This is a genomic window from Thermosipho sp. (in: thermotogales), from assembly GCF_020054775.1.
GTDB classification, from domain to species: Bacteria; Thermotogota; Thermotogae; order Thermotogales; family Fervidobacteriaceae; genus Thermosipho; species Thermosipho africanus.
In genome coordinates, this window is sequence record NZ_JAIHAP010000045.1 from 1 (window position 1) to 13,960 (window position 13,960).

Genomic DNA, 13,960 nt, shown 5'->3' on the forward strand with positions numbered 1-13,960 from the left:
TCTTTAGAAAGTGCGTTGTAAAGGTCTTTTAAACTTTCATCTTTTGAAATATCCAATTTGTTTACTAAATTTTCATTAGAATGAGCGACAACAAGAGTGTCATATAAAATAGCTAAAGAACCAGAATCATCTTCTTGTTTGATATTATTTAGCTGTTCTTGAAGGAAAGCTTGAGGATAAAAGCCAATTAAAGCAGCTTGGACGTTTCCGCTGAAATCTTTAACAGGAGCAATAACGGCGATGGTATAAGTAGAATCAAATTCAAAAGGAATAAAGATATCATATTCTTTTTCACCTGAAAGAACGGAATCAATAACTTCACTAAATTTATCACTAATATCAGGTGTAATTTCTCCTGTATCATCAAATGTTGTACCTTCACTTAATATTAGGTATGTCCCTAGATAGCCTTCCTTTTTAAGAGAGTTTTTGGCGTTTCTAACCCCCCAAGAAATTTGCTTTTTTCCAAGGTCGGTCGTGGAGTTCATTAAATAAGGAGCAAGCGAACCACCGGTAGCGTATTTATATAGGGGATCAATGATAGTTTTAAGGCCAGCTTGGATGTCCTTTGAGATGGAAGTTAAAACAAGGTTATTAATTTTTTGAGCACCTTGTGAAACATTTTTAAAAGAAAGGTAAGAAGATATTGTTACACTTGTTACAGTTGCAAGAATTGAAACAAGAACAAGCGCAAGAACTAATTTTACTTGTAATTTCATTTAAACACCTCCAATAGGTTCATTTTACTCTATATTATATATTATATCATAAACTATTTTATCAGTTTTTAAATTATTTAAAAGTTTTTTTCACAAGAAAATATGTGTTTGATGTGTAAATAAATTTATTTTTCTTTATATAACTATTCTAATCCTTTTATTTTGAAAGTTTTGAATTGAAACTAATCCCCTCTCTCCTTGAGGGGACTAGTTTTGTTTAATATAAATGGCAGGCAACAATGTGATTTTTAACTTTTTTTAAAGAAGGTTCTGTTTCTTTGCAAATATCCAATGCATATGGACATCTTGGGTGAAATTTGCAACCTTTTGGAGGATTAATGGGATTTGGAACTTCACCTTCTGGGATAATTTTTTCCTTTTTTCTTTTTGGATCAGGTTCAGGAACAGCTGAAATTAATGCTTTGGTATATGGATGCAATGGTTCAGTATAAATTTCTTTAAAATCGCCTATTTCTACGATTTTTCCAAGATACATTACACCAATTTTGTTACATATGTATTTTGTTGTTGCAAGATCGTGAGTAATAAATAGAAAAGTTAAATCAAATTCATTTTTCAGATCTATTAATAATTTTAAGAGCTGAGATCTGACAGAAACATCGAGCATTGCAATTGCCTCATCGGCAACTACAAACTTTGGTCTTAAAATCAAAGCACGTGCTATAACTATTCTTTGTCTTTGCCCACCAGATAATTCGTGTGGATATCTATAGTAAAAATCTTCAGGAGGTGACAGATTTACTCTTTCAAGCATTTTCATTACAAGCATTTTTCTCTCCTGATTGCTACCACCTATATTATGAATTTCAAGACCATGCTTGATTGCATCGCCAACTTTCATATATGGATTTAAAGCAGCCATAGGATCTTGAAATATTATTTGCATGTTTTTTCTAAATTTTCTTAATTCTTCTTTGGAAAGTTTTGTAATATCGGTATCTTCAAAAAATATTTTCCCAGAAGTTGGTTCAATTAATCTTAGAATTAATCGTCCTGTGGTAGTTTTACCACTTCCTGACTCTCCAACCAGTCCGAAGGTTTCTCCTTTTGAAATGCTAAAACTAACTCCATCAACAGCCTTTACAAATCGCTGAGGAACCCTCAAAAGAACTTCTCCAACGGTTCGTTTAACTGGGAAATATTTTTTTAGATTTTCGACTTTAATCATTGTTTCACCTCACTATATAACCAGCATTTAACTTTTGATTCATCAACCTCAACTACTGGTGGTTCCTTTAGTTTACAAATTTCTTTTTTGTATGGGCATCTATCTACAAATCTACATCCAATTGGTGGATTTGAAAGATCGGGTGGAGAGCCATATATATATTTTAAGTCTAAGTCGTTTATGTTTGTGTTTGGAATACTTTGCAGTAGTAATTTTGTATAAGGATGCTTTGGCTTATAATACAAATCTTCACTTTTAGCTTCTTCTACAATGTGTCCGCCGTACATAACACAGATTTTATCGGCCATTTCGGCGACAACTCCTAAATCATGTGTAATTAAAATCATTGACATATCGTATTCTTTTCTTAGTTCATTTAGTAATTTCATAATTTGTGCTTGGACAATAACATCTAATGATGTTGTTGGCTCATCGGCTATTACAAGAATTGGATTTAAAACCAGTGTAAGGGCTATCATAACTCTTTGTCTCATTCCGCCACTGAATTGAAATGAATATTCTTTCATCCTTTCTGGTTCAATTCCAACCTTTTCAAGAACTTTGGCAGTTCTCTTTCGTGCTTCTTCTTTAGTTATTTCTGGTTCATGTGTTTTTAAAGTTTCGTAGAATAATTTTTCTATTTTCATTACTGGGTTAAGCGAAGTCATTGGATCTTGAAAAATCATTCCTATTTTCTTACCCCTTATCTTTCTCATTTTATCTTCAGTAAGATTTATAAGTTCCTGATTTTCTATTTTTACACTACCGTCGTAATATGTTGTGGGAGGAAGAATTTTTAATAATCCTTGTCCAAATGTAGATTTCCCACATCCTGATTCTCCGACAAGGCCAACGGTTTGGCCTTTTTCTATATTTAAACTAATATTGTCTACAGCTTTAACAAATCCTTTTTTTGTTTTGTAGTAGATTTTCAAGTTTTTTGCTTCAAAAAACACAAGATCACCTTCTTTCCCTTATAGTAGGATTTAATAATTCATTTAATCCTTCACTAAACATTGAAAAGCCAAGAACAACTGTTATAATAGCTATTCCGGGGAATAGAAGGCCCCACCAAGCCCTACTTAAAACAAATCTTTGTCCATTACTTAAATCAAATCCCCAATCTGGAGTAGGGGGTGCTATACCTAAACCTAAGAAAGAAAGCCCTGCTTCAGTCATTATTGCATCTGCAAGGTTCATTGATAACACAACCACTATAGATGGTAAGACATTTGGAAAGATATATTTTAAAAGTATTTCACTATTTTTTGCACCTAAAGCCCTTGCAGCTTCTACATATAGTTCATTCTTCACTGAGGACACCTGGTTTCTTATCACCCTAAAATATGTAGGAGTATAAACAACTGCAATTGAAATTGAGATATTTATTATTCCAGGTCCCAGTACTGCAGCTATTGCTATTGCAAGTATCAATCCTGGAAATGAATAAATTGCATCCATTATTAATGTTAATGTTCTATCTAAAGGTCCACCTATAAATCCTGAAATTAATCCAAGAGGAACACCTATTCCGGCTGCAATTGCAACAGCAATAAAGGCAATCATGAGGGCAATTCTTGCCCCGTATATTACTCTACTTAATACGTCTCTTCCTAGATTATCAGTTCCAAAGATGAATTGATCGTTAGGTGGAGTAAGAGCTCTCCCAACTCTTTGTGTTGGATCGTATGGCGCAATTTGAGGAGAAAATATTGCAAGTATAATGAAAAATATTAAGATCATCGCACCGATAAATGTTAACCAACCTGTTCCTGTTCCAAACAAGTCGCTTATAAATTCTCCTATTCTTTCGCTAACAAATTTTTTTCTCACATTATCACCTCTTAATATCTTACTCTAGGATCAACTAAAGCGTTGACAATGTCTATAATAATGCTTATAATCACAACAAAAATAGCAAAAAATATTATTGTTCCCTGAATAGCCGGAAAGTCTCTGTACTTTATTTTTAAAACTAGATAACTTCCAATTCCAGGCCATGAAAAAGTTGTTTCAGTCAATACTGCTCCTGCAAGCAGCAAAGCAAATTGCATACCCATAATTGTAAAAATAGGAACAAATGCATTTCTTACAGCGTGTCCGTATAAAATAACTTTTGGTTTTAATCCTCTTGCTTTTGCTGCTTTAACAAAATCTTTTGAGAGCATTAAGACAGTGTTGTTACGTACCATTCTTAAGAAAATACTTGAGATAACAAGGCCCAAGGTAATACCTGGGAGAAGAAGGTGTTTTAAAACATCCCAAAAAGCTTCCCAGTTCCAATTAAGGATACTGTCCAGTAACAATAAACCGGTTTTTATATCCAAACTTACACGTGGAGATAATCTACCACCTACTGGAAGCCATCTCAGATAAATTCCAAATAGCAGTTGAAGCATTAATCCTAGCCAAAAAACTGGTACTGCATATATAAATATTGAATAAACTCTTGCAGAAATATCCAGAGATTTATCTTTTCGCCACGCCGCCTCAGCTCCCCAGAAAATTCCTATAATTAATGCAAAAATAAATGAAAATATCGTTAATTCTAAAGTGGCTGGAAATCTATCTTTTATTTCGCTCCATACAGGTCTATTAGTCAAAGTTGAAACTCCAAGATCTCCTTTTGTAACATCTTTTAAATAGTTAAAAAATTGAACTACTATAGGTTTGTCAAGTCCAAGTTCATGCCTTTTTGCCTCAATTACTTCAAGTGGAGCCTTACCACCGAGAATTGCCAATACAGGATCGCCAGGTATTATTCTAAGTATAAAAAATATCATTATTAGAAGAATTAGGATCATTGGAAGTGCTAATATTATTCTTGTTATTATGTAGCTTTTTAGAGACACTTTATCTCCTCCTTTAAAATATCCCGCCCGCAAGGGGCGGGATACTTCATATAACCTATAAGATTATTTTCTTTCAAGGATGTAGTAACGGAAGATTTGTGTTGGTTCAAGGATAATTCCATCAATGTAATCATGTGCTTCACAATCTGCAGAACCTTGCCAGAGAGGAATGTAAGGTACTTCTGCTGCATGGAAATTTTGAACAAGTTTATATATCATTTCACGTGAGAATTGATCAGTAGCAGCCCTTGCAGCTACCATTAAATCTTCAACGTTTTTATTTTCATAGAAAGATCCAAGTGATTTTGCACCATTAATACTTAAGAATGGCCATAGGTAATCGTCTGGGTCGAGGTAATCTGGATACCAACCAAGTAAGAAGAGTCCCATGGTTCCGTTTAGGAAGTATTCAACGTAAGTTGACCATTCAGCATATTTGATATTTACTTTTATAACACCTGTTTGTTCTAAGGATTCTTTTAATACTTGTGCAACGTCTGCTTCTGTTGTTCCATAGTGAGATGGAGTATACCAGAGATCTATTACAAGAGGATTGTCTTTTGTATAACCTGCAACCTTTAAAATTTCTACGGCTGCTTTAAGATCCCTTTTCGGGAATACGTCTTCATGACTCCACATGCCAGCTGGAACCATTGAGTATAATGGTTTTGCAAGTCCTACGAATATATCATTAACTATAGTTTCTCTATCAACAGCAAGTGCAATAGCCTGTCTTACAAGAGGATTATCAAATGGTTTTTGTTTTACATTTACTACAAGATACCTTATTTGTGGACTTGCACCGAGGTAAACTTTTATACCAGGTACATTTTTAAGATCTAATATGTCTCTTGGATCTAGGTGTCTGTATGCTATATCAACTTCTCCAGTTTCAAGTGCTAATCTTAATTGTTGAGCATTTTCATAGAATTGGATAATAATTTTTGGTGTTTTTGGTTTTGGACCAAAATATTTTGGATTTTCTTCTAAAACGATTCTTATATCCCTTATCCATTCAGTAATTTTGTAAGGACCAGAAGCAGATGGGGCTCCCTCAAAGAAATTATCTTCAGGAAATACTTTTGGATTTACAGGGAATGCAACTGTATAACCCAATACTGAAACAAATGCTGAAAATTTACTTTTTAAAGTTACTCTAAAAGTAAATTTGTCAACAACTTCTGTTTTTCAACTACGTCAGTCAATAAGAATGCAGGGTCACCATTAAGTTTCATTACCCTATCAAATGAATATTTGAAAACATTTGCATCAATTTGTGTACCATCTTCAAAGTATGCATCTTTTCTTATATGGAAAGTATATACAAGTCCATCATCAGAAACATCCCAACTTTCAAATAGCCATGGTTTAATGTTTGCAGTTCCGATTTCATAGTCTACAGGTCCAGATAAGACATTTTGAAGTATGTTGCTTGAAAAATAATCATAGCAGTTTGCGGGATCAAGTGTTCTTATTTTGTCAGTTGTTCCAACCACAATAACGTCTTTCGATGCAAAAGAAAACACAACAAGCAGCAACCCGATGATAATCATGAATTTTTTCATGAAAATCCCCCCCTCTTCAAGTTTAGTAATCTAATTTTATCATAAAGTAATATTTAAAATCAAATGTTAACAAATGAAAATTTTTATTAAACTAGAGAAAAACAAAAACTTTGTTAATATACAAAAATTTATTTATTTTCGTTTTCTATAGTTTTTTTATCTTTTTTATCTTTTTTTTTAATAACATTTTGTACTTTTAAAAGTTATAATGAGTGTATATTTAAGAAATGAGGCTAAAGTTGGAATTTGTTTTGGATGTTGACATAATCTTGCCGGTTGGTTTTAACAAGTACATACAGGCATTGATTTATAACTTATTTAGCACAAAATTAAGAAAGTTTGTGCATGAAGAAGGATTTAGAGGGAAGAAAAAATTTTCTCTCTTTTGTTTTTTTTCTATTTTAGAAAGAGGAAAATTTTTTAAAAATATGAAAATCTTTAATTTTGGGAAAAAGATAAGTTTTTTTATTTCATCTCCTGTTAATATGTTAATGAAGGATTTGGTTACAAATTTATTCAAAGGTGATGAGTTTATATTAGGTGAAAATAGAATATATTTATCATCAGCTATGGCTGTGATAAAGAACGTTTCTGGAGATAGTATTAAAGTAAAAGCTTTAACGCCAATTGAAGTTCATAGAACTTATAAAGGAAGCGGAAAGAATAAGACTAGGTATTTTACTCCATTTGAAAGTGAATTTGTAGAGTTAATAAACCTCAATATAAAGAACAAATGGGAAGCTTTTTATAAAGAAAAGTTGGATAAAGATATCGAAATAGTTCCGCTCTTTGATGATGAAAGATATAAAAGTGTTGTTTATTATGGTTTTGGTGAAAAAAGATTTGTTATAGAAGGCTGGAAGGGAAGTTATCTATTAAAAGGAGATAATGAAATTCTTTCTTTTGTATACGATACAGGGCTTGGTAGTAAAAATTCACAAGGATTTGGATTTATAGAGTAAGGGAGGAATTTAATGTTAAAGCAGATGATAGATTTTTCAAAGAAATTAAAAAGAGAAAATTTCTATTTTCAAGATGAAGAACTAGGTGAAGACATTGTTTATGTAATTATATCATTAGAAGATAAAAAAAGTTTTTACTATGTATAAAAGTTTGTGCCTTACCTTGTAGGAATTGAAACAAGAAAAATCAATAAAAAATAATGGCTCCTTGTGGAGCCATTATTTTTGGTTTTGCTATTTAATTTTCTTTAAACTTTCAGATTTCCTTCTATTATAATCTTTGCTTTCCCACCTATGAAAACTTTTTCATTTTCAATTTTTCCAAATATTTCCGATTCCCTGTTCATTGATTCACCTTGAATAATTTTGTATACTTTCTTTTCATCAATTATATTATTTTTGTATAGGTAATATAACAATGCACCATTTGCTGTGCCGGTTGCTGCTTCTTCATTTATTCCATATAACGGTGCAAAATCTCTTGTGTTTGCAAGCGCTTCTTTTTCATCTAAAGTAAATAAGTGAAAACTTACAATGTTGTTTTCTTTTGTAAACTCTTTTATTTTTTCAAGATTTGGTTCTAATTTAAGTAATGTTTCTTTCTTTTTTATTGGAATAAGTAGATCCCATAGCCCAGTATATGAAGCCTGCAGTTTAAAACGTTCATCTAATTCTTCAAAGTTTATACCTAATATTTCTGCTATTGTTTCTTTATCATAAACTTTTCCAAGCTCAGGTTTTGCTTGTTCCATCAAAACTAAGTCATTTTCTATTAAAATAGTTAATTTTCCAACGTTTGTATGTAGATTGTATTTATTGTTTGGAAAAACTAAGTTTTTTTCTTTTAGTACACAAAAAGTGGCGATCGTTGCATGACCACAAAGGTCAATTTCTGAAACTGGTGTGAAATACTCTATTTTAAAGTCATTTTCAGATATCTTTTTAATAAAAGCTGTTTCAGAAAATTTAACTTCACTTGCAATAAGTTGCTTTATACTTTTTGGAATATCTTCTTTTAAAATAACAACACCAGCAGGATTGCCTTTGAAAGGATCATTAGCAAAAGCATCTACTACATAAAAATTCATTTTGCAATTACCTCTTCTACCTCATTGTATGGGGGTTCTTTACCAGGATCATCTGAAACCCAAGAATATATTATCTTGCCTTCTTCATCAATTACATAAACTGCTCTCTTTGAAACAGTGTAGTTTTCTATTCCTACAAAGTTTTCGTGTACTCCTCCATATTTTCTTGAAACTATGCCACCAAAATCAGAAAGTAGTTCAAAATTTAGTCTGTTTTTTTCAGCAAATGCTTTGTTTGCAAAAGGTGAATCTACGCTAATACCAAAAACTTTTGCATTTAAATTGTTAAATTTTGCCATCATATCTCTAAAAGAACAAAGTTCTTTTTCACATACACTTGTAAATGCTCCAGGATAGAAAACTAAGACTATTTTTTGCCCTATTAGTGATGAAAGTTTAACCTTCTCAAGTTTTGTATTTACAAGTTCAAAATCAATATACATACTGCCTTTTTCTAACATAATCTCACCCCTTAATTAGTTATACCTAACTGAACAATTAGATTATAACATATTTTAAAAAAATAACAAAATCTTAAAATTATTTATGATATACTCAAATGATATAATATATTCAAGAAAGGAGAGTGAAAATATGGATTTGACAAAAATAAAGAAGATAGCTCTTGTTGGTGCAACAACCAACAGAGAAAAATTTGGAAATATAATTTTGAGGGATTTAACAAAAAAGGGTTTTGAAATTGTTCCTGTTACTCCAAGATATGATGAAATAGAGGGAATAAAGACTGTAAAGTCAGTTAAAGAACTTTCTAAAGATATTGATTTGATAGTTTTTGTTGTTCCACCGTCAGTTGGAATAGAAGTTACGAAAGAGGCGGTAAGTGAAGGGTTTAAAAACCTATGGTATCAGCCAGGTGCTTATTCTCAAGAAATTGATGAGTATTTAAAAAGTGTTGGTATTGAAGCTGTGCATGATATATGTATTATGGTAGAAACAAATAGGAGGTGATTATATGAATTATATGGAAGAATACAAAGCTTGGCTTGAAAGTCCTTATATTGATGATGAAACAAAAAAAGAACTTTTGTCCATTAAAGATAATGAAGAGGAAATCAAAGAGAGATTCTTTAAATATCTTGAATTTGGTACCGCCGGTCTTCGTGGGAAGATAGGAGCAGGTACAAATAGAATGAATAAATACATTGTTGCAAAAGCAACTCAAGGTCTTGCACAATTTATTCTCGAAAAAAGTGATCCAAAAATGGGAGTAGTTATAGCATACGATGTTAGACACTTTTCTAAAGATTTTGCAAGGATAGCAAGTGAAGTTTTAGCTGGCAATGGAATTAATGTTTATATTTTCGATGATATAAGACCCACACCTATGCTTTCTTTTGCAGTAAGGCATTTAAGAGCTACAGCAGGTATTGTGATAACTGCAAGTCACAATCCACCAGAATATAATGGATACAAGGTTTATTGGAAAGAAGGTTCCCAAATTTTAGATGATGTTGCAATTCCTGTACAAGAAAACATCAAGAAAATAAAGGATTTTGGAGAAATTAAGTATCTTAACTTTGATGAAGGTGTAAAAAGAGGGATCATTAAGGTAATTGGAAAAGAAGTTGATGAAGCATACTATGAAAAAGTCTTATCCCTTGCTTTGAATGATGATATTGATAAAAATATAAGCATTGTATACACTCCTTTGAATGGAACGGGAAATATTCATGTTAGACATGTATTAAAAGAAAGAGGTTTTAATAATGTTTATGTAGTTAAAGAACAAGAACTTCCAGATCCAGATTTTAAGACAGTAGGTTATCCAAATCCAGAGGATATAAAGGCGTTTAAGCTTGCGCTTGAACTTGCAAGAGAAAAAAACGCTGACATTGTTCTTGCAACCGATCCTGATTGTGATAGACTTGCCGTTATGGTAAAGCACAACGATGAATATATTGCATTAAATGGAAATCAAACAGGTGCTGTTTTGATTAATTATTTGCTTTCTCAAAGGAGCAAGAAAGGATTATTAAAAGAAAAGAGTATGATTATAAAGTCTATAGTTACTGGAAATTTGGGCAAGAATGTTGCAGAGAAATATGGTGTTTTAACCTTTGAAACTTTGACTGGTTTTAAAAATATTTGTGGACTTGAAAACAAACTTGAAAAAGAAGGATATCAATTTGAATTTGGATATGAAGAAAGCATAGGATTTGTTACTGGAAATTTTGTGAGGGATAAAGATGGAGTTATCTCTGCTATGATGCTTTCAGAAGCTGCTGGTTATTACAAAAAACAAGGAAAAACTCTCGTAGACGTCTTAAATGATTTATATAAAGAATACGGTTATTATCTTGAAAACAACTTTTCTTTAATATATGAAGGAATAGAAGGTATGGAAAAGATAAAAAGGATCATGGAATATTATAGAAACAACTTCCCAAAAAAGATAGGAGATTTAAATTTAGAAAAGTATATTGACTATCTTGAGGGAAATATTTACAATGTAGATGGAGAAAAAATCGGAGAAGTAAATAAGGATCATATACCATCTTCCAATGTTTTAAGATTTTTCTTTGAAGATGGTAGCTGGTATGCAGTAAGACCATCGGGAACTGAACCAAAATTAAAGGTGTACATTTATTCTTTTGCAACTAACAGAGAAGAATCAGAAAGAAAATTAAAACTAATAGAGGAAACATTTAGAAATATTGTTGATAAGATATAGTGAAAAAATTTTAAAGAGAAACCCCCAAATTGGGGGTTTTTTAAATTATATATGTTTTTAATCATTAAAGCTAAAAGTTTTGCTTATTGATATTATTCTTTGTCATCATATATTCTTTTTTCTCCGGTGATTTTCTGGATAGGTGCGATATCTTGTGTAACTTCCAAGGTTCCGAGATACTTCCCATTTTCATCTCTAACTGCAAAATATTGAATATAGACATATTTTTCGCCAAGTTTAAGCCAAAAATCTGCTTTATCTCTCTTTCCGGATTTAAAATCGGAAAGGATTTTGTTTACTATTTCTATACTTTTTTCTGGATGACAATTTTGAACTTTTCTTCCAATTATTGTTCTACTTCTAACAAATATTCTATCTTTTGTTTCACTAAAATATTTTACTTCATCGTTTTCATCTACAAATGTTATATCAACTGGTAAGGTATTTAATATCCAGAGAAGTTGTTTTTTTGTCAAAACACCACTTGGAAATTCAATTTTATCACTTGAAGATTTTTCAAGATATTTTTTTATCATAGAATTAATCTTGTCAATTGTTATATCTTCGTCATTAATATTGTCATCTTCTTTTGAATATTCTTCAGGCTTGTAGCAACAATATCCTATTTTGTCAAATTCTTCCCTAATCGTTTTCCATTCTTCATCTGTTATTGTTTCAAGAGATGATGGAAATAGCACGAAGTGTTCTTTGTATATATGGTTTAATATTAGATCAACCATTGCAGTGCTAATATTCCACAATTTCTCTTTTAGATCTTCAAAATTAATCTGCCTATTCTCTTTTAATTGTTTAAGCTCTTTTCTTAAAGTTCTAAAAACGTCATGTTCTTTCCACATTACCATAGGTGGTTTTTCAATTCCGTGTTTTTCAATGACCGGGAATAAAACATTTTCTTCTTTTTGAAAATAAAGTTCAAGATTTTCAAATTCATCGATAAATTCTTGGATTTTTATAATTAGTGGCATAGCTTCAGAAAAATTATCTTTTTGATTTATTTGATCAACTAGTTTTTTAAATTCGACAACCTTTTCTTGAAAATGCTCATGTTCCTTTACAAGTATATAAATAGGATGCCACTTTGGGACATCAAGGGTAGGGCCTTTTGTTTTGCTTTCTAAAACATCAATGTGAATGTTACATACTTTTCTAACTTCATCAATGCTTATTCCTTCTTCTTTCATAAGCTCTTGCTCGACAATTGCTATTTCAAGTGGTGAAATTTCAGAGAGAATTTGTTTGATTTCTTTTTTCAATTTTTCACTATCTTCTGTTTTAGTTCTTTTAAGAAGATTTTTTAAATATTCTCTTTTGTTGAATACCTCGCTCATATTAACACCTCCAAAGTGACTTAGTCTTTACTAATTACATTATATCATTAATTTATTTTGTTGTGTGTAATGTAGATTACGGTTTAAAAATTTTTTGGGTTCATGATAAAATATTCGAGAGAATAATCTAATTAAGAATAGGGAGGAAAGATTTATGTTTAAGTTTATCTTTCTATTTATTGTTGTATTTGAAGTTTTATGGGAAGAAATATTATTATTTTTGAATCTTAAATATTCTACTTCTAAAGATGCAAGCGTTCCTGAAGTTTTGAAAGATAAAATTTCTGATGAAGATTTTGAAAGATCTAAAAGATATTTGAGGGATAAAACTTTGCTTGAATCTTTTTCTCAGCTTATTAAGCTTGGTGTCACTTTAATACTTTTACTTTACGGTTTTCCATTTCTTGAAAATGTAGTTTTGTCATTTTCAAATTCAATAATCATTCAAGGGTTATTATTTTTTGCACTGTATGGACTTATAACTTTTCTTGTAAATCTACCTTTTAATATTTATTCAACATTTGTTATTGAAGAAAAATATGGTTTTAACAAAATGAATGCTAAGACTTTTGTTGTTGATATAATTAAAAGTTTTGTTGTATCAATAATATTATTTGTCCCTTTAATTTCTCTTCTATTGTGGATATTAAGTGTAGATCAGAATTGGTGGTGGAAGGTTTCTATAGGATATATACTATTTCAGGTAATTTTAACTTTAATATATCCAATATTTATTGCACCAATTTTTAACAAATTTACTCCTTTAGAGGATGAAAAACTAAAAGAAGAGATAAATAAATTACTTAAAAAGGCTGGCTTTAACATATTAAGTATTTACGTAATGGATGCATCAAAGAGGACAAAAAAACAAAATGCAGCACTTACTGGAATTGGAAAATCAAAGAGAATTGTATTATACGATACAATTTTAGATTATTCAACAGAAGAGATTTTAGCAATTATAGCTCACGAGCTTGGACACAGTAAAAGAAAGCATATTCCAAAGCTTTTGACAATTATATCAGTGCTGTACACAGTTATATTTTACCTTGTAAATGTTGTTTATAACTATATATTAAGTAGCAACTTATTTGGAATAAATATGAGTTATACAGCATTTACATATTCATTTATATTTATTAGCTCAGTTGTATATTTTGCAATACCGATTATTAATTTCTTGCAAAGAAAGTTTGAGTTTGAGGCAGATAGGTACTCAGCAGAGCTTTTGGAAACACCAGAATATCTAATTTCATCTTTAAAAAGTCTAGTAAAAGAAAATCTTTCAAATGTAAATCCGCTTCCTTTATACAAAGTTTGGCACTACAACCATCCTTCGCCAGAGGAAAGAATAAAGAATTTACTAAAGTTAAAAAAATGATTACACAATAATAGATCTAAGTAAAATAAATAAAAAAGCTACACTTTTTCATTAAAAGTGTAGCTTTCAGACTGTTGACAAACTCCCGCTTCTAGTAGTAAAATTAGACTAGAAGCGGGTTTTATTCATTTTGTTGGCATTTTTTAGAAAAGATGGGGGGATA

12 protein-coding genes and 2 pseudogenes are annotated in these 13,960 nt (G+C 31.0%); 5 read left to right on the top strand and 9 right to left on the bottom strand.

Annotated elements, in window-relative coordinates; all coding sequences use genetic code 11:
- The 6 genes and pseudogenes from JG780_RS07685 to JG780_RS07710 form a co-directional block, all read right to left on the bottom strand.
- Positions 1-719 (bottom strand): annotated as a pseudogene (locus tag JG780_RS07685) (cache domain-containing protein); the annotation flags it as partial.
- Positions 720-936: 217 nt separating this feature from the next.
- Positions 937-1,908, bottom strand: coding sequence for an ABC transporter ATP-binding protein (locus JG780_RS07690; protein WP_287569927.1), 972 nt, complete (start codon positions 1,906-1,908; stop codon positions 937-939).
- Positions 1,905-2,864, bottom strand: a complete 960-nt coding sequence (locus JG780_RS07695) for an ABC transporter ATP-binding protein (RefSeq protein WP_012579936.1) — start codon at positions 2,862-2,864, stop codon at positions 1,905-1,907. The genes JG780_RS07690 and JG780_RS07695 overlap by 4 nt, the downstream gene beginning before the upstream one ends.
- A gap of 4 nt (positions 2,865-2,868) precedes the next feature.
- Complete coding sequence (locus JG780_RS07700; RefSeq protein ID WP_287569929.1) at positions 2,869-3,741, bottom strand: ABC transporter permease; 873 nt, start codon at positions 3,739-3,741, stop codon at positions 2,869-2,871.
- Positions 3,742-3,752: 11 nt separating this feature from the next.
- Entirely contained in the window at positions 3,753-4,760 is a 1,008-nt protein-coding gene (locus JG780_RS07705) for an ABC transporter permease (protein WP_287569930.1), read from the bottom strand.
- A gap of 63 nt (positions 4,761-4,823) precedes the next feature.
- Positions 4,824-6,325 (bottom strand): annotated as a pseudogene (locus JG780_RS07710) (ABC transporter substrate-binding protein).
- A gap of 239 nt (positions 6,326-6,564) precedes the next feature.
- On the opposite strand from JG780_RS07710, the gene cas6 reads away from it, so the two are divergent.
- The gene (gene cas6 / locus JG780_RS07715; RefSeq protein WP_012579939.1) at positions 6,565-7,287 is read left to right on the top strand and encodes a CRISPR-associated endoribonuclease Cas6; all 723 of its coding nucleotides are present in this window, start codon (positions 6,565-6,567) and stop codon (positions 7,285-7,287) included.
- A gap of 12 nt (positions 7,288-7,299) precedes the next feature.
- On the top strand, positions 7,300-7,434 hold the full coding sequence (locus JG780_RS07720) for a hypothetical protein (RefSeq protein WP_004101047.1): 135 nt from the start codon (positions 7,300-7,302) through the stop codon (positions 7,432-7,434).
- A gap of 101 nt (positions 7,435-7,535) precedes the next feature.
- Here the strand turns inward: JG780_RS07720 and JG780_RS07725 are convergent, their stop codons facing one another.
- A complete protein-coding gene (locus JG780_RS07725; protein ID WP_287569932.1) occupies positions 7,536-8,375 on the bottom strand; it encodes a PhzF family phenazine biosynthesis protein in 840 nt (279 codons plus the stop codon).
- On the bottom strand, positions 8,372-8,836 hold the full coding sequence (locus tag JG780_RS07730) for a peroxiredoxin (RefSeq protein ID WP_004101052.1): 465 nt from the start codon (positions 8,834-8,836) through the stop codon (positions 8,372-8,374). The genes JG780_RS07725 and JG780_RS07730 overlap by 4 nt, the downstream gene beginning before the upstream one ends.
- A gap of 133 nt (positions 8,837-8,969) precedes the next feature.
- On the opposite strand from JG780_RS07730, the gene JG780_RS07735 reads away from it, so the two are divergent.
- Both JG780_RS07735 and JG780_RS07740 read left to right on the top strand, forming a co-directional pair.
- Positions 8,970-9,344: a CoA-binding protein gene (locus JG780_RS07735; RefSeq protein WP_004101053.1), complete on the top strand. Its 375-nt coding sequence runs from the start codon at positions 8,970-8,972 to the stop codon at positions 9,342-9,344.
- 4 nt (positions 9,345-9,348) lie between these two features.
- Positions 9,349-11,067, top strand: a complete 1,719-nt coding sequence (locus JG780_RS07740; RefSeq protein WP_287569934.1) for a phospho-sugar mutase — start codon at positions 9,349-9,351, stop codon at positions 11,065-11,067.
- A 92-nt stretch (positions 11,068-11,159) separates the two neighbouring features.
- Here JG780_RS07740 and JG780_RS07745 read toward each other — a convergent pair whose 3' ends face one another.
- Entirely contained in the window at positions 11,160-12,416 is a 1,257-nt protein-coding gene (locus tag JG780_RS07745; protein WP_287569936.1) for a DUF438 domain-containing protein, read from the bottom strand.
- Between the two features lie 154 nt (positions 12,417-12,570).
- Here JG780_RS07745 and JG780_RS07750 point away from each other — a divergent pair, with 154 nt between their 5' ends.
- Positions 12,571-13,797, top strand: coding sequence for a M48 family metallopeptidase (locus tag JG780_RS07750; RefSeq protein WP_114703023.1), 1,227 nt, complete (start codon positions 12,571-12,573; stop codon positions 13,795-13,797).
- The last annotated feature ends 163 nt before the right edge of the window (positions 13,798-13,960 follow it).

Bases quoted from the DNA above. Each gene is read 5' to 3' on its own strand.
- JG780_RS07690 (WP_287569927.1), bottom strand. From the start codon at position 1,908: ATGATTAAAGTCGAAAATCTAAAAAAATATTTCCCAGTTAAACGAACC.
- JG780_RS07720 (WP_004101047.1), top strand. From the start codon at position 7,300: ATGTTAAAGCAGATGATAGATTTTTCAAAGAAATTAAAAAGAGAAAAT.
- JG780_RS07725 (WP_287569932.1), bottom strand. From the start codon at position 8,375: ATGAATTTTTATGTAGTAGATGCTTTTGCTAATGATCCTTTCAAAGGC.
- JG780_RS07730 (WP_004101052.1), bottom strand. From the start codon at position 8,836: ATGTTAGAAAAAGGCAGTATGTATATTGATTTTGAACTTGTAAATACA.
- JG780_RS07735 (WP_004101053.1), top strand. From the start codon at position 8,970: ATGGATTTGACAAAAATAAAGAAGATAGCTCTTGTTGGTGCAACAACC.
- JG780_RS07740 (WP_287569934.1), top strand. From the start codon at position 9,349: ATGAATTATATGGAAGAATACAAAGCTTGGCTTGAAAGTCCTTATATT.
- JG780_RS07745 (WP_287569936.1), bottom strand. From the start codon at position 12,416: ATGAGCGAGGTATTCAACAAAAGAGAATATTTAAAAAATCTTCTTAAA.
- JG780_RS07750 (WP_114703023.1), top strand. From the start codon at position 12,571: ATGTTTAAGTTTATCTTTCTATTTATTGTTGTATTTGAAGTTTTATGG.